Genomic DNA, 19,450 nt, shown 5'->3' on the forward strand with positions numbered 1-19,450 from the left:
AAAAAATGGCTGATTGGGTATAAAGTTGTAACTTTGCATGGAATTGCTCTATAAAAGACCATATGACACTTACCCTTAAAGGTCGGTGGCAGAGGTACAAGAGCAAAAGAGGACGAAAAGAAAAGACTATGATAAAGATAACGCTACCCGATGGGTCGCAACGCGAATGCCAAGAGGGTGTAACTCCGTATCAGATAGCAGAAGAGATCAGTACTCGTCTCGCTCAAGATGTTTTGGCAGCAGAGGTGGACGGAAAGATTGTCGATCTATCCACGCCCCTCATGCAAGATGCAAACGTAAAACTCCTCAAATGGGAAGACGACGGTGGTAAGCACGCCTATTGGCACACATCTGCTCACCTTATGGCAGAGGCAATCCAAGCCTTATACCCTCACGCTCAGTTTGGGATCGGTCCCGCCATTGAGAATGGGTTTTACTACGATATAGACACAGGCGACACCATACTCAAAGAGAGTGATTTGGCCAAAATCGAGGAGAAGATGCTCGAATTTGCCAAAGAGAAACAACCTTTGACTCGTTGCTCTATCAGTAAGCAGGAGGCTCTCAAACGCTTTGCAAACGAGGGACAAACCTACAAAGTAGAGTTAATCAACGACCTAGAGGATGGTACCATTACCACCTACTCTCAAGGTAGCTTTACCGACTTGTGCCGAGGGCCTCACCTCCCCAATACGGGCTATATCAAGGCCGTAAAATTGCTCAGTGTAGCAGGGGCATACTGGCGAGGCGATGAGAAGCGTAAGCAATTAACGCGTATCTATGGTATCACCTTCCCCAAAAAGAAGATGCTTGATGAGTACCTTGCCGTACTCGAAGAAGCCAAAAAGCGTGACCACCGCAAGATTGGCAAGGAGCTAGAGCTATTCGCTTTCTCTCAAACTGTAGGTGCAGGGCTTCCCCTTTGGCTCCCTCGTGGTACACGCCTCCGTCTCCGTCTCGAAGATTTTCTCAAGAAAATCCAAAAAGACTTTGGCTACCAGCAGGTAATGACCCCCCATATCGGGAACATTGAGCTCTACAAAACCTCCGGGCACTACGCTAAGTATGGAGCAGACTCATTCCGCCCCATCACTACCCCTCAGGAGGGTGAAGAGTTCATGCTCAAGCCCATGAACTGCCCCCACCACTGCGAGATCTACCGCATCAAACCTCACTCATACCGCGATTTGCCCGTACGTCTCGCGGAGTTTGGAACGGTATATCGTTATGAGCAGAGTGGAGAGCTACATGGTCTAACCCGTGTGCGTGGCTTTACCCAAGACGATGCGCACATCTTCTGTACGCCCGAGCAGGTAAAAGACGAGTTCCTCAAGGTGATGGATATTATATTCATCATATTCAAGGCACTCAAATTTGAGAACTTCGAAGCTCAAATATCACTCCGCGACAAAAATAATCGCGAGAAATATATCGGGAGCGATGAGAATTGGGATCGTGCAGAACAGGCTATTATAGAAGCATGCCAAGAGAAGGGACTGCCCGCTGTAGTTGAGTATGGAGAAGCCGCTTTCTACGGGCCCAAACTTGACTTTATGGTCAAAGATGCCATTGGCCGTCGCTGGCAATTGGGTACAATCCAAGTCGATTACAACTTGCCGGAGCGATTTGACCTCGAATACACGGGCGAAGACAATCAAAAGCATCGCCCCGTGATGATCCACAGAGCACCTTTCGGCTCCATGGAGCGCTTCGTTGCTGTTCTTATCGAACACACTGCAGGCCGCTTCCCCCTTTGGTTAACTCCGGATCAGGTTGTCGTACTTCCTATTGGAGAGAACTTCAATGAATACGCTTATAAAGTAAGGGACTTCTTGGCCAATCACGACATAACCGCAACGGTAGACGACCGTAACGAGAAGATCGGTAGAAAGATACGAGACAACGAACTCAAGCGCATTCCTTACCTCCTAATCGTGGGAGCACAAGAGAGCGAAAACGAAACGGTTTCTGTAAGAAAGCAGGGAGAAGGAGACCAAGGTTCCGTAAAATTATCTACCTTTGCGGAGAAAATCTGCCAAGAGGTGGATGATGAAATGAATGCTTGGCAGCGAGATCGCTGATAAATAGAGCCTTACACAGGTTTTGAGCGTAGTGTACTCATCAGAATCATCTTTGTAGAATAGAAGAAAAGAGATAGAATATTTAGAACCCTCAACCCCTCAAGAAAAAGGATAGTGAACGACAACAAGAAGCATAGTAGCAATCACAACAGTAGAGATCAACATCGTATTAACGAAGCCATTACAGCGCGTGAGGTTCGTCTCACGGGGGATAATGTGAACCAAGGGATCTATCCCATACAAGAGGCTCTACGCATAGCAGATCGTGCTGGTCTCGACCTCGTAGAAATTGCTGCAGAGGCCAATCCTCCCGTTTGTCGGGTGATTGACTACCAGAAGTTTATCTATCAAAAGAAGAAAAAGCTCAAGGAGCAGAAGAGCAATTCTGTGAAGGTTGTGATCAAGGAGATCCGCTTCGGTCCCCAAACAGATGACCACGACTACAACTTTAAGCTCAAACATGCTCGTAGCTTTATCGGGGAAGGTTCTAAGGTAAAGGCGTATGTATTCTTCCGAGGTCGCTCTATCCTTTTCAAAGACCAAGGGGAGGTACTCCTACTTCGCTTTGCTACCGATTTGGAAGATATAGCAACAGTGGAGAGCATGCCTTCGCTCGAAGGAAAACGAATGTTTATGATGCTCGCCCCCAAAAAAGGGACAGCACCAAAGAAACAACAGCCCAAGCCTCAAGTGGAGGCCCAAGCAGCAGATTCAGACAGCAAGTAACAAAAGAGAGAGTACTATTTCACTTCGATCTCCTTTTAAGAGAGAGGGAGAAGGCTGTAAACAGAAGGGCATAGGCGTGCCCCATGGTTGCAGGAAATAGTACTATAAGTTTCACGAATAAATTAGAAAAGAAAATGCCTAAACAAAAGACTGTATCGGGAGCAAAGAAACGCTTCGCGATCACCGGATCTGGGAAGATCAAGAGAAAACATGCTTTTAAGAGCCACATTCTCACGAAGAAGAGCAAAAAGCGCAAACGTAATCTTACGTATAGTGGGTTGGTAGAAAAGGCCAACGTTGCCAGCGTAAGAGAGATGCTCGTTATGCGTTAATAACAACTTCTCCTGTATCAATTAACCACATCCGATCAGAAGTTTTTCACAAAAACAAAGTTTCACCGAGGGGCAAGCCCGACAAAGAGTTCGCCGGTAGCATTGACTGCCAAGAGCCGCTGCCCATCAAAAACGAATTATTATGCCAAGATCAGTAAATCATGTAGCATCTCGCGCAAAGCGCAAGAGAATACTTAAACTAACTCGCGGTTACTATGGTGCTCGCCGCAATGTTTGGACCGTTGCCAAGAATACTTGGGAAAAGGGACTTACCTATGCTTACCGCGATCGTAAGAACAAAAAGCGCAACTTCCGCGCACTTTGGATCCAGCGTATCAATGCTGCAGCTCGCATGGAAGGGATGTCTTACTCTCGTCTCATGGGTGCACTTCACAGCAAGGGCATCGAAATTAATCGCAAGGTCCTAGCTGACCTCGCTATGAATAATCCTGCAGCTTTCAAAGCTATCGTAGAGAAGGTAAAATAAACTCTATAACGGAGATTCTCTCCCCTCGGTACGCATAGTACCCTACTCTTGTAGCCATCTTGAAATGGCGAGATAGAGGGGAAAAAGGTAACAAGAGAGGATCTTTCGGATTTGCATTAGCAAGAAGGGCAACCACTCAAATCTTGAGTTGGTTGCCCTTCTTGGTATCTATACCTCAACCTCTGAGGGGATGACAGGTTGTCTTTTGGCACAGTGTTTGTATATTCTCCCTATAATTAGATACACTCGAGAGTATTTTCCTCCGAGACAGCTCTTGTACTTCGCAAGAGTCTGAAGCAAATAATGAGAATGAAGTGCATTATGGACTACAATAATATAGAGCAAACAAACCTCCTCAAAGGGATGGATCCATACCAAGGAGACACAAAGCTCGTGGATGGTATTAGTCAAGAAGACTTTGAGGAGTCTCTACCTGATAATAATAACGAGGGTGCAGGCAAATCCTCTTCGGCCTCATCGTCCGAGAGAGAGAGGCACAAAGACCCACAACTGAAGGCCCTATCAACATTTGGTACAGACCTAACAAGGCTGGCACAAATGGGCAAATTAGATCCTATGATTGGGCGAGAGCAGGAAGTGGAGCGGCTTATTCAGATCCTATGCCGCCTCAAGAAAAGCAATCCGGTACTAATCGGAGAGCCAGGGGTGGGCAAAAGTGCTATTGTAGAAGGGTTAGCCCAACGCATTCACGACCGAACAACTCCTCATATTCTACACGACAAGCGCATCATCTCCTTAGATACAGCACTGTTGGTGGCAGGCACTTCGTACAGAGGTCAGTTTGAGGAGCGATTAAAATCCGTCGTAAAGGAGCTCAAAGAGCATCCTGAAATTATCCTGTTCATTGACGAGATCCACACCATAATAGGGGCAGGCTCTACCCAAGGGAGTATGGATATGGCCAATATCCTCAAACCGGCACTCTCCCGAGGAGAGATTCGCTGCATCGGGGCAACTACACTTGCTGAGTATAGCAAGAGCATTGAGAAAGATGGGGCACTAGAGAGACGTTTCCAAAAGATTATTGTCAACCCCACCACCCCCGAAGAGACCCTCAACATCCTGAGAAATATCAAAAGTATCTACGAAAAATACCACAGAGTACACTATACGGATGAGGCTCTACAGAGTGCTGTAGAACTTACAGATCGTTATATTTCCGATCGATATTTCCCCGATAAGGCAATAGACGCAATAGACGAAGCCGGGGCTCGAATGCATGCAAATAATAGCGAACCCTCCGAAAAAGCAAAAGAGCTAGAGGAGAGATGCCAATACTATAAGGAACAAAGGATAGCGGCCGTTAAGGCATCCAATTACGAACTTGCCGCCTCTTGGCGCGAAAAGGAGCGCGATATGCTTGCTCGCATGGAGCAGCTCTCTTCCGAAGATGGAGAAAAAGGATCGGAATCGACAATCACTTCAGATCACATTGCTCAGACCGTAGCTCTCATCACAGGCGTCCCTGCAGAGCGTATTGCCAAGGCAGAAACGGAACGACTAAAGGCACTAAAGGATACCCTCAGTAGCATTGTTATCGGACAAGACGAAGCTATTGACAAAGTATCGCGAGCCATCCAACGAAATCGGCTAGGTCTACGCAATGAAAAGCGACCCATCGGGAGTTTCCTATTTTTGGGATCCACCGGGATTGGGAAAACATTCCTTGCAAAAAAACTCGCAGAGCAATTGTTTGGGGATGAGGATGCTCTTATCCGCTTGGACATGAGCGAATACTCCGAGAAGTTTACCACCTCCCGTCTAGTAGGTGCCCCTCCGGGGTATGTAGGTTATGAGGAGGGGGGACAACTAACAGAGAAAGTAAGACGGAAACCCTATTCCGTTGTCCTGCTCGACGAAGTAGAGAAAGCACATCCCGAAGTATTCAACATGCTGCTCCAAGTTTTGGACGAAGGGGCATTAACAGACAGCCTCGGACGTAAGGTCGACTTCAAGAATACTGTAATCATCATGACGGGGAATGTGGGAAGCCGTCGGGTCTCAGAGTTCCGATCTGCATTGGGATTCCGAGCAGAATCTGAGATGACGCCCGAATCTGCTTCGGAGTACACACAAAACATCATTGATAAGGAACTCAAACGTACTTTTAGTCCAGAGTTCCTCAACCGCCTCGATGCCGTAATTCATTTCTCTCACCTCAGCGAGGAGGCTCTTCTGCGCATCGTCGAAAACGAACTTGCCGTCTTGCAACAACGCGTAGCACGAGAGCATTATAACTTTGAGATATCCATGGAGGCTAAGCGCTGGCTTGCAAAAAAAGGCTTTGACCCTCTCTATGGAGTACGCCCTCTGAAGCGTCTCCTACAAACAGAGATCGAAGACAAATTCACAGATCTGATACTTGATGGTGCAATCTCACAAGGAGACTGTGTAGAGTTCGTATTGGAGGATGGATCTCTAAAAGCTACAGTACCCTCACGACAGAAGGTACTCGAACCCGTAAAGGTTACTCAATAATCTAGAAAATCAACAAACAATCAGTCGTCAAAATAACATGGCAACAACAGGTCAAATTGGGGTAACAAGTGAGAATATATTCCCCATCATCAAAAAGTTTCTCTATAGTGAGCATGATATCTTTTTAAGAGAATTGGTATCGAATGCCGTAGATGCCACTACCAAACTCACCACTATTGCACGTACCGACAATAGTGTAGGCGAATTAGGAGATCTCTCCGTGCGCGTTGATTTAGATAAGGAAGCCAAGACCATTACCATCACGGATCGGGGAGTAGGTATGACCCAAGACGAAATTGACCGCTACATCAATCAGATTGCCTTCAGTGGGGCTGAGGAGTTTCTGAAGAAGTACGAAGGGAGCGAAGCCGCCATCATCGGGCACTTTGGTCTAGGGTTCTATTCGGCCTTTATGGTAGCACATACTGTAGAGATTGATACGCTTTCCTATAAACCTGGAGCAGAAGCTGTTCATTGGTCTTGTGATGGTTCTCCGGAATATACTTTGACTCCTTCTAGTCGTACCGATCGTGGTACCACCATCACTCTTCACGTAGACGAAGATAGCCTTGCCTTCCTAGAAAAAGAAAAAATAGGAGCTCTACTCGATAAGTATTGCCGCTTCCTTCCCATCCCCATCCTATTTGGTAAAAAGGAAGAATGGAAAGATGGCAAGATAGTACCCACCGATGAGGATAATCAAATCAACGATACCAACCCTCTCTGGGTGCGTACTCCCAACGACCTCAAAGAGGAGGATTATAAAGAATTTTACCGCTCACTCTACCCCACTTCTGACGAACCTCTCTTTTGGATTCACCTAAATGTAGACTACCCTTTCACCCTAAAAGGGATACTCTTTTTCCCTGATATTAAACCAAATGTAGAGCTACAAAAGAATAGAATTAAGCTGTTCTGCAATCAGGTCTTCGTTACCGACCATGTAGAAGACATCGTACCCGAGTGGCTCACGCTACTCGAAGGGGTAATAGACTCTCCCGATATTCCTCTAAACGTAAGCCGTTCCTATTTGCAAAATGATGCCAATGCTCAAAAGATCGCACGGCACATCAGCAAAAAGGTATCCGATAAATTGGCAGAATTGTTCCAGAACGACCGCAAGGGGTATGAGGAAAAATGGAATTCTATCGGGCTATTCGTGCATTACGGGATGCTCACCGACGATAAAGCATATGAGCGTCTCTTCCCCTCTATGCTCTTCCAAGATTGCGACAACAAATACTTCACCTTCGATGAATATCGCACGCTGATCGAAAGCCAACAAACCGACAAAGACGGGAATCTCTGCATACTCTACACAACGAATAAAGAGGAGCAATTCCTATCTATGCGTGCGGCTACCGACAAGGGCTACAGCGTAATTGTGATGGATGGACCTCTTGCGCTCCCCCTCATGAATATGCTGGAACAGAAGCAAGAGAAGGTACATTTTGCTCGTGTGGATAGCGACACCATAGACCGACTCATCGTAAAAGAGGAGACAAACAACGAGCCTCTCGAGCAGCAAGATGAAGAGCTTATCAATAAGTTATTCACTCAAACGGCTCCGCAAGAAGAGGGACGTACCTTCCACGTACAGGTAACGGCGAAAGAGGCAGCCTCCGCTACAGCCTTACCGGTTGAGCTCATCCAAGGAGAATGGATCAGGCGTATGAAGGATATGAGCAAATTCCAACAAGGAATGGCTTTCTACGGCACTTTGCCCGATTCATTTACCCTCGTGGTCAATGCTTCTCATCCTATCGTACGCTCGCTTCTCACGGAGCTAAAGAGTAGCTCGAAGGACTCTCTCCACTCTCTCCAAGAGGATTTGAAGAAACTCAACGACGAACGTGCCGAAGTAGTGAAGGAGATCGGAGATAAGAAAGAGGAGGATATCGCTGAGGATCTGCGCACTCGCCGAAGCAATATCACGAAAGAAATCGACGAAAAGAGCGAGCAACTCACCTCCCTTATTAAGTCATTTGCAGAGGGAGCCCCACAGCTTGCTCAACTTTGGGACCTTGCTCTTCTTAGTCGTGGCTTGCTCTCTGGCGAGCGTCTACACGACTTTATGACACGCTCTTATAGCCTAATAAAGCAATAAGGATCAATCGATTAAACACAAAACACTAGAGGTAGCAATACCTAAGCATTACCTCCGGAGGAGAAGGAAATCGAACCTATTTCTTTCCCTCCGGAGATTTTTTTTGGATCGGCTAGCCATACGCAAATAAAGCACTACGAACCTAAGGAAGCTCCATCGGAGCGGTAACAAGGGAGCAAAATTGCCTGAATCACGAAAAGATAGTAACTTTGTAGGCGGTGAAGTTATGCACTAAAATGAGCGTTTGTTTACAGAAACTCAGTCTCATGTAGGAGCAAATTTACCAAACAGAAATAGAGACAGACGGAGTAAGAAAAGCCTAGTTATATGTCACATCCCAAGAAGAGGAAGTATTCATTTCACACTCGATTTATTGCGATCATAAGTATTGCCATCCCCCTCTTTATCCTAGGTTGGGTTGGTGTTCTTGAGTCAATACAAAAGGGGATGGAGCGCGAAATGCGCGAGGGGCTGACGTTCACCATCAATCTTGATAAGGAGATGGAGGGCGAGAAGGCAGAAGCCTTGAGCCAAGAATTAGCTCAACATAAATATATCAAAGAGGTACGCTACATATCTCCGGCAGAGGCAGCTAAAGAGCTGGAAGAGGAGTTAGGAGAAAATCCGGAACTGGTACTTGGGCACAACCCCCTACTCCCCTCTATCGAATTACACCTCAAAGCTGAATATACAGACCCCGACAGCCTACCTTTGGTTGATGCCTACATAGCATCGATAAATGGAGTGGATCAGCTCTCCTATCGCCTAGACATGTTCTCTACGGTAGACAAGAGGATGACCAAAGTATCCTACCTCCTTTTACTTTTGATAGGGCTTTTACTCCTGATGGCTATTGTACAGGTAAACAATACTACCCACCTCATGATCTACACCAAACGTTTTTTGATTCGTTCTATGACGTTGGTAGGAGCAAAGTTTGGTTTTATATGCCGTCCCTTTTTGCTCTATAGCTTGATGAATGGATTGTGGGGGGGCTGTATCGCAGTAGCTCTGCTGCTTGCTTCTCTCTGGGGGGCAGATCGTTACATGCAGCAAGCCACAAGCTATATCTCTAACCTACATTGTGCCGTTGTGATGGTTGCTCTTCCCCTTCTCGGGATGCTCCTATCCCTTATCACGGCACTCTTTGCCACCCGCCGTTACATCCGAATGGATGGTGGCCGCATGGTGTTAAGCTAAAGAAGAAATCAACAAAATATAAGGGAGTAGCTTCTCTCATTCGATCCGCACAACTCCTCGTAAGAGAGAGGGCAAGTTATCCGAAAGAGAAAAGCATCTCCCTAAATATCAATCCATACAATATATGATTTTTGGCAAGAAGAATTACGTGCTGATGCTCGCATCTGTAGCCCTCGTGGCTATAGGCTTTATCCTAATGATGGGAGGAGGTTCTGAGGACGGCATCAGCTTTAACCCGGCTATATTCTCTGCTCGTCGCATTGTAATAGCACCTGCAGTATGCCTTATAGGGTTTGTACTTATGATCTACGCCATCATGAGGCAAGACAAGAAAAAGAAAGATAAATCCGAAGAAACACCTCGCCAATGACTATTTTAGAGTCTATTGTCCTTGCCATTATAGAGGGGCTTACAGAGTTTTTACCGATCTCCTCTACGGGGCATATGATCTTCACCCAAGGGCTCCTTGGGATGCAGAGTACCGATTATAGCCGTGCCTTTACGGTTATGATTCAATTCGGAGCCATACTATCCGTAGTTGTTCTCTACTGGCGTAGGTTCTTCGTTCCCGGGGCGCAACAGATGGGCGCAAGCGGAGATAAATCCACTCGTTGGAAAGACTTCTTCCTCTTCTACCTCAAACTCGCCGTGGGATGCCTCCCTGCTGCAGTGCTAGGGCTACTTCTAGAAAAGCAAATCGACGCCCTACTGGGCAGCGTTTGGGTAGTAGCAACGATGCTGCTCCTTGGTGGCGTACTCATGGTCTTTGTAGACCGCATATTCAGCAAATCTCAAGGGGAGAAGATAACCTTTGGGAATGCTCTTTGGATCGGATTTTTCCAATGTATTGCCATGATACCGGGGGTATCTCGCTCCATGGCAACTATCGTAGGAGGGCAGCAACAGGGTCTGAGTCGCAGAACGGCTGCCGAATTTTCTTTCTTCTTGGCCGTCCCCACTATGTTTGGCGCTACCCTACTCAAAGCCTATAAACTCTACAAAGGCTTTGGCTCAGCGATCTTTGCAGAGAACTGGCAAACCCTGCTTATTGGCAATGTAGTAGCCTTCCTTCTCGCTCTTGTAGCTATACGATTCTTCATCAACTTCCTCACACGCTATGGCTTTAAGGTATTCGGATACTATCGTATTGTCGTGGGGATTCTCATCCTCACCCTACTAGCTTGTGGGGTAGAACTTACGATTGATTAAGGAGGGCATAGTGCAAAGATGAGCGAAATCGTACTGCATACTCGGACGCAAGATGGAAAACCGATCGCACCCCTTACCCTCAGGATGGGTAGTATCATTGCCGTAGACAAACCCCTCGATTGGACTTCGTTCGATGTGGTAAATCGCTTCCGCATCATGGTGAAGCAAACCGTTGGACTCAAGAAAATCAAGGTAGGGCATACAGGCACATTAGATCCCAAGGCAACCGGATTGCTCCTCCTCTGTACGGGGCGAGCCACCAAACAAATAGAGCAACTAATGCTCAACAGAAAAGAGTATGTGGCCACCCTCAAATTTGGAGCCACTACCCCATCGTTCGATCTAGAGCACCCCGAAGATGCCCACTACCCCTATGAGCATATAACTCAGGGCATGCTGGAGGAGGCTCTACAGGAGTTCCTCGGAACAACGCTGCAAGTGCCCCCTATATTTTCAGCCGTCTCCGTTGGGGGCAAACGTGCATACGACCTTGCACGTAAAGGAAAGGATTGCCAACTGGAGGGCAAACCCATTACGATTCACGAGCTAGAGGTCGTAAGTTTCGAGCCTCCCTATGCAACTCTACGAGTGAGTTGTGGCAAGGGCACTTACATCCGCTCTCTCGCTAGAGACCTCGGGGAGAGGCTCCAAAGTGGAGCCTACCTCACCGCTCTACGGCGCACGCAGCTGGGCAATGTACGGGTAGAGGATAGTCTCACACTGGAAGAGTTGCCCGATTTTCTAGCCCATGCAGAACTAAACGAAGAGGGATTCGACCCCATTGTCCCCCCTACTTCGAAGTAGCATCCGCCTCTAAAACTAAAAGGAGTAGAAAGGCTAATTTCCCCTCTGCTCCCCCTATATTGATAATGATTAAATACTAAGATAGCTATGAAACTTTCTGAGTTCGGCTTCGATCTTCCCCAGGAATTAATCGCCTCACATCCGGTAGAGCACCGAGACGAGTCCCGTCTTATGATTTTACATCGCAAAGATGGCTCTATCGAACATGGTATTTTCAAAGACATCCTCAAATACTTCGGAAAGGGTGACACCTTCGTCTTCAACAATACGAAAGTAATACCGGCTCGCCTCTATGGCAAGAAAGAGAAGACCAATGCCAAGATAGAGGTGTTTCTCTTGAGAGAACTCAATCCCCAAATCAAGCTATGGGATGTACTTGTAGACCCTGCTCGTAAGATACGTATAGGGAATAAACTCTATTTTGGGCCCGATGATGGTCTCATGGCTGAGGTTATCGACAATACAATCAATGGCGGACGTACCCTCAGATTCCTCTACGATGGCTCTCACGAAGAGTTCAAGTCGTACCTCTACGCTTTGGGCGAAGCTCCTCTACCCAAGTACATGGAGCGAGATGCAACCGAAGAGGATTTGGAACGCTTCCAAACCATATACGCCAGCGAAGAAGGGGCTGTTATTGCTCCTGCAGCAGGGTTGCATTTTAGTCGTGAGCTACTCAAACGCTTAGAAATTGCGGATTGCCGTCTTGCTTACCTCACCCTACACAACGGATTGGGCAACTTCGAAAATCAAGACATCGAAGACCTATCCAAGCACAAAAAGAACAACGAACAGATGTTTATCGGGCCCGAATGCTGCGAAATTACTCGCAAAGCCCGTGACGAAGGGAAGCATATCGTAGCAGTGGGTACTTCCGTACTTCGTGCTCTCGAAACCGCCGTAAGCACCGATGGATATGTAAAGGAATTCGATGGCTGGACCAATAAGTACATCTATCCTCCCTACCCTATCGAATTTGTAACGTCGCTCATAACCAACTTCCATATGCCGCAATCACTTCTCCTCATGAACGCAGCTGCTGTGGCAGGGTACCAAAACATTATGAACGCCTACGAAGTGGCAAAGCAAGAGAAGTACCGCTTCGGAGCCTATGGCGATGCCATGCTTATTATCTAAAACGGAGGGGGTTCTTTGATGAAGAAGTCGGCTCCGCTCAGTTTGGTTTACCTATCTCTCGGGAGCAATCAAGGCGAGAGATGGGAGTTGCTATCGCTTGCTATCCGTAAGATAAGGGACGAAATAGGCACTATTGCGTCCATTGCTCGTTACATAGAAACCGAGCCTTGGGGCTTTAGTTCGCCACACCCTTTTCTCAATACAGCGGTGGCTGTATACACGCCTCTCTCGCCTAACGAACTGCTCTCTCAGACGCAATCCATAGAGCAAGCTCTGGGGCGTAGGCACAAGCATCTCCCCCACGAAGCCTACCAAGATCGCCCCATTGATATTGATATTCTCCTGTACAATCAAGAGATCATAGACCAAGGCGATCGGCTCCAAATCCCCCACCCTCAGATGCTCAAGCGCCTCTTTGTGCTAGAGTCCTTGGCCTCTATTGCCCCCACGCTCGTGCATCCCCTAGCACAGCAACCTATTGCCTCTCTTCTCTCCCAAGCCTCATGAATCTAGATCATCTCACCGACGAATCCACCATTTGCGCCCTTGCCTCGGGTCGTGGTGGCGGCATTGCCCTCATCCGTGTATCGGGCAGTCAGGCTCTCCCCTGCCTCCAACAGATTTTCTCTCCCCATAGAGATAGTTGGACTCCCCGCCATGCCTACTACGGAACGATAAGCCGCTCGGGAGAGATCCTAGACGAAGTGGTGGTGACCTATTACCAGGCACCCAACTCCTATACGGGTGAGGATCTCGTGGAAATATCCTGCCACGCCTCCCCCTACATTGTACAAACGCTCCTGCGCTGGCTTGTGGCAGAGGGATGCCGCCCGGCACAACCGGGAGAATACACCCTCAGGAGCTACCTCAATGGTCGTCGAGACCTAGCCGAAGCGGAAGCCGTTGCGGATGTGATCGCAGCCGAGAGTGCCGCCCAACACCGCCTTGCCTTGCAGCAATTAAGGGGGAAATTAAGTCAGGAATTGGGCTCCCTGCACGATCAGTTACTCGAGTTTGCCTCGCTACTCGAGCTTGAATTGGACTTCAGTGAAGAGGATGTAGAGTTTGCCGATCGCGAGGCCTTGCGCTCTCTTGCCACCGCCATCCAGCAGCGCATCGGACAACTCATTGGCAGTTTTACCCAGGGGAAACACCTCAAAGAGGGCATCCCTATCGCCATTCTTGGGCAACCGAATACGGGCAAGAGCACCCTACTCAATGCCCTACTGGGAGAGGATCGCGCCATTGTAAGCGATATAGAGGGCACCACTCGCGATAGCATCGAAGAGAAACTCGTGATAAAGGGAGTGCTATTCCGCATCATAGATACAGCAGGCCTGCGCCACACCCAAGACCCTATCGAGCAGCTGGGAATAAAGCGAGCACTACAAAAGGCAGAAGATGCCGCCCTCAGCCTTATCCTCCTGGATGCATTACGTGTACAGAAGGAAGGGGTAAATTCGTCTCTAGAGCAACTCGCCTCTCTGCCGCTATCCCCCGAGAATCGACTCGTCCTTCTCAATAAAATTGACCTTCTGACCGAGGAAGAGCGGGAGGCGTTAGCCGCAGAGGTTAGCGCAGCATTCCGGCAGACGCCCGTCCTACTATCGGCAAAAGAGGGGCGTGGACTCGAAGAGTTACAAGAGCTACTCCTCAAGAAAAGCGGGATACAAGAAGGCAATACCGAAGAGGAAACGTTGATTACAAACGAACGGCACCTGCACGCCCTAGAGAAGGCAGCCACCCATCTTCGGACTGTGCTGGAGGCTCTGGATGCCAACGTATCGGTCGACTTTATCACTCTGGACCTCCGTTGCGTGCTCGAGGCACTCGGCGAAATAACGGGTCACACCATCACCGGAGAGGAGGTGCTCCACTCCATATTCGCTCACTTCTGCATCGGCAAATAGGAATCCGAAGCATAACTCAGGAATAGGCAACTATACAATAAATACAGATAATTATGGAACACAATCTTGATAAGCTAAAGGAGAGACTACTTCCCTTATATGTCAATCTCCGAAAAGATTGTAATGCAGACGAAAATCTTTGCCCATTCTTGATGCAATGGGGTGACAAGTTCCCTATTAAGGAAAACGATGGAATTATTTTCTACGGACGAGCTACAAATGGTTGGTCCCATGGGACCTGGGATGATGATATTTTCTTCAGTAATGACGACAATAGCAACGAAAGAGGATGGAATAGGGACGATCAAATGCAGTGGGTTGAGAACCAATGGTCCTCTTCTGAAGACGGTTATAACACAAATAGATCCCAATTTTGGAATATAATAAAAGGCGTTTCAACGCATTTTTATGGTCAAGAGTGGTTTAACTTTGTCGCATGGAGTAATATTTGCAAAGTTGCACCAAACGCACAAGGTAATCCAAGCTACAAGTTATTCAAAAAAACTTCAAACAACAACATCGAAGTTCTCAAAAGTGAATTGGACTTTTGGTCTCCTAAGTATATTGTTTTCTTGACAGATGGCATGAAGCGAGATAACAAGACAAGGATTAGTTGGTGGACAGATCCTTTTATCTCTTCGCTTCTTTCTGACGGTGATGGTAAGGAACCCTTACCGTTCTGTGAAGTGCCCTGGGACAAAGAGAATCCAGAGATAAAAATCCAAGTATATAAACTTAAAGAGAAATATATTATTCGATCATTACATCCTCAGAGTCGTAAAGTGGCTCCACATAAAGATGCTATTATTAATCTCATTGAAATGATAGAAAAGGGTACGCAACCTGGTAAGTGTTCGTAACAACCTCTCTAAAAAAGATGCGTTGACAATGACTTTTATTCTGCATCGACAAATAATTGCTGATTAGCAGATAATCAAGCATCTCTAAAAGAAAAGGCGCTCATTGATGGGCACCTTTCTTTTTACCCTTTCTGTGCGTTAGTGACCTCCCTTGGGGGAGAGGGCTGGGAAAGTTAGCTGAAATGCTGAAGAGGTACAGCCTGAGATTTTGTAGGATTTAGGGCTAAAATGAAAAACTTTTCAGACAGTACTCCACCCTCTTATTGCCCTAAAAATAAAAAGAAATCAGCCAGTACCCCAACGGGGCGGAGTCTACCCATTAAACCCACGCAGTCTCGTCATATCAATCGAATCTTCCCAGTGAGTAGTTGCTGCATCATGCCTTGCTTTATCTGCTCAAACTTAGCTTTCTTTACCTCAAGGGCTTCAATTTCCTTTTCAAATCCCTTTAGGACATTAACAATCGCCTTTTGCTCTAAAACAGTTGATGGCATCAATAACTTTGCATTGATGAATGCGGATTTTGACATGTTATATCTCGTTACTCCTTGAGCGAGGAGAGTCATCAACTTTCGTCCCTCATTGGATCTAAAGTAATAAGCAAAATACTCGGGAACAACTCTATCATCATTCAACCTATACCCGAAGCAGAAACTATTAAGATAAAGTGATTCCATCTCGGTATCAAGCATTGCACAAATACCCACCTCTTCAGGAGTTTCTGATGTTGTATTAAAGAAAAGATCTCCTTTATGACAACTGTTTTGTTTCTCCCCTTCCCTTACAAGAACCTCCTCAAAAAGTTCTCTCTTCAAAATTGGATTACTCAGGACATTCAAAAAGGTTATATACTTAGCGTTTCCAATACCAAAATCTTCTTTTGTCTTTCCTGTCAACCCACTAAATGTACTCCCCATTCTACCCATCTTCCTTTCCACCCAAGGGTCGGAGAAGCCTTTGAGGCGCTTTTTGCCAGTTAGGAGCTGCTGCATGGTGCCTTGCTTGATATTCTTCTTTTTCTCTATTAACTTATCAAGAGACGATATCAAGTTATCAACGCTCGTAAGGGCAGACGCAATACGTGACTGCTCTTTTATGTCTTTTGGATGGAAGATCGGAAGATTTCTTACAATAGATGCGGTATAACTCTGCTGCTTCGTTCCTTGACAATATTTAAAAGCCAATAAGTCACTGTATTTTCGGTAGAACCAAAATAAATAGCTTGTAATCATCTTATTAGTTCCATTTATGGCAAGGCATGACTGATTTGTAGTAGAAGGGTTCCCAACAAATGCACATTTTCCTCGTGTTCCTACGGCTTCCAGTCCCGTTATTGCCATCAAAAAGGTTCCAGCTTGATGAATAGTAAGATTCGTATTCTTTACGGCCTCTTCGGAGATATGTTCAAGAGTATCATTGATTGGTTTGTAATTAAGTTCTCCACTTGTTATCCATTTAATATTACCAATAAAGTTGCCCGGTATACCTCTATATGGAGTTGCTCCAGAAGAGAATGTCCTCAAAACATCTCCAAACTTTGAAAAAATCCACTCCTCGGGGATCTGTCCAATCTCTGTATCCTTGAATCTTGTTTCTTTCATGCTTCGAATGAATCAGGGAGTGAATCCCATTTCCTTTAGGTAGTCATTGACTTCGTGCTCATAGTTCGCCACATCCTGATGTAGCTCAGACATCGTATTTTCGTAACGCTCAACAAGGGCTGTTACCTCGGTTGCTATGCGGTGGGTAACGGACTGCATCAGTGCCTCACAAGCCCCCACAATAGTTGCAAGCCACTTCTTCTCGACAACGAGCCTCTTGATCTCCTCCTCGGAGAGCTCTGCATACTTAGCCACCACGGCCTCGGTCAGTTTGCTACGCTTCAGCTTCAGATCCTTGCTGAGAGCCTCTTTCTCCACAGAGAGGGAGAGCCACTGCTTCAGTATCTTTACATCGGTATCGCTCGTGCCCTCCTGCTTTGCATTCTTAATAGCCCCCTTAACCTCTGCCGCCTTTACATTAAAAGCCTTCTCTTCGCCCTCCTCCTCATCGTCCTCGCCAAAGGAAAAGACATCGATGTGCTGCTCTACGAGCTCATTCATAGCAGACTGCTTGCCATCAATCTGTATCATAAGGTTGCTAAATGCAGCAGTCTCTGCCGTGAAATACTCGTCGAGCAGGATATGCACCGGTAGTAGGTCGCAGACAATCTCGTCATACATACAGGGCGACTCCTTCACCTTGATGGTATCAGCCTTCTTATCCGTTATTTTCTTGCGCTTTACGGCTTTAACCTCGGGATAAGTCCACCCATCATTAGAGACCATATAGCAGTCGTCTTGCATAGACTCTGCCCAATAGTTGAGCAATATATCATAAGTATCATACGCATCCACCAGGCCACTGTGCCCCTTCACCTTGCTCAGTAGGGAGGCGGACCAATCGGCAATGAGCTCTTTCGGATGTGCCCCTTGGTCGACCGCCAATAGTCTAGGCTTTATCTCTTCCCTCCATTCTGTAAGGACCGAAGAGAAGGCTTCGCCTTGGCTCTTGTATGAAGGGTCATGGTCAATAGTACTGCTAATCTCCTCCTTTGTAGGCTTCAGAGAGTAGTAACCGTTGTTATTCTCCTCAAAAATCTGGCCCCGAAGAGAGGGACACGCAGCCCAATAGGGCTCCATAAGCTCTATATCGTGAGCAGGGAGCCCTCCATGAAGATGGGCTTCGATGTCATGCTGTATCTCAGTATCCCGGGGCTGTATGTAGCGAGGGATATTCAGGTTGTAATCGTTCTTTTTGCTTTCGATTTCGCTCCACTCCACCATACGGCAGTAGTGAGGGATGGGCTGCTGCGCCTCCCATGCATCCACAATACGCTTGATGTCTTGCTCGCGGAGGCGGTTCTTAGCACCATCCTTCATATACCCCTCCTTGGCATCGATGAAGAAGATGCCCTTACGGCTATCCCTATCCTTCTTATCAATAACAATGATAGAGGCCGGGATACCTGTACCAAAGAAAAGATTGGCAGGCAGGCCGATAATACCTTTTATATAACGCTTTCGGATGATGTCTTTGCGAATCGTATACTCCGCATTACCACGAAACAATACGCCATGAGGCAGAATACAAGCGCCCCGCCCCTCTTCCGACTTCATTGAGGCGATAAGATGCATCAAAAAAGCATAGTCTCCACACTTAGCCGGCGGGAGAAGCTCTTTAGTCCAACGCTCGTATGTATCTTTCTCCAAAGCGGGAGAGAACCATTCCTTCTCAGAGAATGGCGGATTGGCCACACACACGTCAAAGGTGCTAAGTATCCCCATTTGTTTGAATTGTGGATCTCCCAGAGTATCGCCGACTTTGATTTCCGAATTGCTGATGCCATGCAGGAGCATATTCATCTTAGCAAGAGCGGCCGTAGTGCCGTCTTTCTCCTGACCACAGATAGAAACACGAGGATTACTAGCCTCAGCAAGAGCCCGGAGTAAAAGGGAGCCCGATCCACAAGTAGGGTCGTAGATTGTCTGCTCGCCACGGTCAAGCTCATGGATGCGCAGCACCTTTGCCATAACTCGGCTCACCTCGGCAGGGGTATAGAATTGACCTTTGCGCCTACCGCTCTCAGCCGCAAAGTTCTTCATCAGATACTCATAGGCATCGCCCAGCAGATCATCATCAGCCGCTCTATTGCGGGAGAAGTCGAGAGCATCATTCTCAAAGACCCCAATAAGACGAGAGAGAGTTTCGACCATAGTACGGCCGATGCCCAGTTTTGCAGGGTCATTGAAGTTGGGCAATGCAAGGTCGCCAATCTGACGGGCATTCATCTCCTTGATAGCCTCCAGTTTGATATTCATCAGCTCTCCTATCTTGTCATTCTGCTTCAGAGAGACAAAGTCTCTGAAGCTGCAGCCTTCCGGGATATTCAAGCGGAAGCCTGGCTGTCCGGCCTTATCCGATAGGTACTTAACGAAAAGAATGATCAGCACATAGTCTTTGTACTGACTCGCATCCATAGAGCCACGCAGTGCATTGCAAGACTCCCAGAGCGTTCTATATAGTTGCGATTTCTTAATGGCCATATTGTATTTTGCG

At 47.1% G+C, this 19,450-nt stretch carries 16 protein-coding genes; 14 read left to right on the top strand and 2 right to left on the bottom strand.

The features are described 5' to 3' along the window. Positions 1-128 precede the first annotated feature (128 nt). From thrS to POREN0001_RS04125, 14 genes are all read left to right on the top strand, one after another. A complete protein-coding gene (thrS, locus tag POREN0001_RS04060; protein ID WP_040580680.1) occupies positions 129-2,081 on the top strand; it encodes a threonine--tRNA ligase in 1,953 nt (650 codons plus the stop codon). 114 nt (positions 2,082-2,195) lie between these two features. After that, positions 2,196-2,807, top strand: a complete 612-nt coding sequence (infC, locus tag POREN0001_RS04065) for a translation initiation factor IF-3 (RefSeq protein ID WP_004333444.1) — start codon at positions 2,196-2,198, stop codon at positions 2,805-2,807. Positions 2,808-2,941: 134 nt separating this feature from the next. Further along, entirely contained in the window at positions 2,942-3,139 is a 198-nt protein-coding gene (rpmI, locus tag POREN0001_RS04070) for a 50S ribosomal protein L35 (protein ID WP_040580681.1), read from the top strand. A gap of 142 nt (positions 3,140-3,281) precedes the next feature. Continuing rightward, the gene (gene rplT, locus POREN0001_RS04075; protein ID WP_004333375.1) at positions 3,282-3,626 is read left to right on the top strand and encodes a 50S ribosomal protein L20; all 345 of its coding nucleotides are present in this window, start codon (positions 3,282-3,284) and stop codon (positions 3,624-3,626) included. A gap of 321 nt (positions 3,627-3,947) precedes the next feature. Next, positions 3,948-6,125 carry an ATP-dependent Clp protease ATP-binding subunit gene (locus POREN0001_RS04080; protein ID WP_224208844.1) on the top strand — a complete coding sequence of 726 codons (2,178 nt, stop codon included), beginning with the start codon at positions 3,948-3,950 and terminating at the stop codon, positions 6,123-6,125. A gap of 37 nt (positions 6,126-6,162) precedes the next feature. Continuing rightward, the gene (gene htpG, locus POREN0001_RS04085; RefSeq protein WP_004333379.1) at positions 6,163-8,232 is read left to right on the top strand and encodes a molecular chaperone HtpG; all 2,070 of its coding nucleotides are present in this window, start codon (positions 6,163-6,165) and stop codon (positions 8,230-8,232) included. Between the two features lie 327 nt (positions 8,233-8,559). Continuing rightward, positions 8,560-9,432: a cell division protein FtsX gene (locus POREN0001_RS04090; RefSeq protein ID WP_004333455.1), complete on the top strand. Its 873-nt coding sequence runs from the start codon at positions 8,560-8,562 to the stop codon at positions 9,430-9,432. 124 nt (positions 9,433-9,556) lie between these two features. After that, complete coding sequence (locus POREN0001_RS04095) at positions 9,557-9,802, top strand: DUF3098 domain-containing protein (RefSeq protein ID WP_004333434.1); 246 nt, start codon at positions 9,557-9,559, stop codon at positions 9,800-9,802. Beyond that, complete coding sequence (locus POREN0001_RS04100) at positions 9,799-10,641, top strand: undecaprenyl-diphosphate phosphatase (RefSeq protein ID WP_004333374.1); 843 nt, start codon at positions 9,799-9,801, stop codon at positions 10,639-10,641. The genes POREN0001_RS04095 and POREN0001_RS04100 overlap by 4 nt, the downstream gene beginning before the upstream one ends. Positions 10,642-10,659: 18 nt before the next feature. Further along, positions 10,660-11,445 carry a tRNA pseudouridine(55) synthase TruB gene (gene truB, locus POREN0001_RS04105; RefSeq protein WP_004333417.1) on the top strand — a complete coding sequence of 262 codons (786 nt, stop codon included), beginning with the start codon at positions 10,660-10,662 and terminating at the stop codon, positions 11,443-11,445. 87 nt (positions 11,446-11,532) lie between these two features. Further along, positions 11,533-12,582 (top strand): tRNA preQ1(34) S-adenosylmethionine ribosyltransferase-isomerase QueA, encoded by a 1,050-nt coding sequence (gene queA, locus POREN0001_RS04110; RefSeq protein WP_004333381.1) that lies wholly within the window; start codon positions 11,533-11,535, stop codon positions 12,580-12,582. Positions 12,583-12,600: 18 nt separating this feature from the next. Further along, positions 12,601-13,089 (top strand): 2-amino-4-hydroxy-6-hydroxymethyldihydropteridine diphosphokinase, encoded by a 489-nt coding sequence (folK, locus tag POREN0001_RS04115; RefSeq protein ID WP_004333451.1) that lies wholly within the window; start codon positions 12,601-12,603, stop codon positions 13,087-13,089. Then, positions 13,086-14,492: a tRNA uridine-5-carboxymethylaminomethyl(34) synthesis GTPase MnmE gene (mnmE, locus tag POREN0001_RS04120; protein ID WP_004333439.1), complete on the top strand. Its 1,407-nt coding sequence runs from the start codon at positions 13,086-13,088 to the stop codon at positions 14,490-14,492. The genes folK and mnmE overlap by 4 nt, the downstream gene beginning before the upstream one ends. Positions 14,493-14,545: 53 nt before the next feature. Further along, positions 14,546-15,352 (top strand): hypothetical protein, encoded by an 807-nt coding sequence (locus POREN0001_RS04125; RefSeq protein ID WP_004333437.1) that lies wholly within the window; start codon positions 14,546-14,548, stop codon positions 15,350-15,352. Between the two features lie 338 nt (positions 15,353-15,690). On the opposite strand, the gene POREN0001_RS04130 is transcribed toward POREN0001_RS04125, so the two are convergent. Both POREN0001_RS04130 and POREN0001_RS04135 read right to left on the bottom strand, forming a co-directional pair. Then, a complete protein-coding gene (locus POREN0001_RS04130) occupies positions 15,691-16,953 on the bottom strand; it encodes a restriction endonuclease subunit S (RefSeq protein WP_004333456.1) in 1,263 nt (420 codons plus the stop codon). Between the two features lie 12 nt (positions 16,954-16,965). Beyond that, the gene (locus POREN0001_RS04135; RefSeq protein WP_004333415.1) at positions 16,966-19,437 is read right to left on the bottom strand and encodes a type I restriction-modification system subunit M; all 2,472 of its coding nucleotides are present in this window, start codon (positions 19,435-19,437) and stop codon (positions 16,966-16,968) included. Positions 19,438-19,450 lie beyond the last annotated feature (13 nt).

Source organism: Porphyromonas endodontalis ATCC 35406, assembly GCF_000174815.1.
GTDB classification, from domain to species: Bacteria; Bacteroidota; Bacteroidia; order Bacteroidales; family Porphyromonadaceae; genus Porphyromonas; species Porphyromonas endodontalis.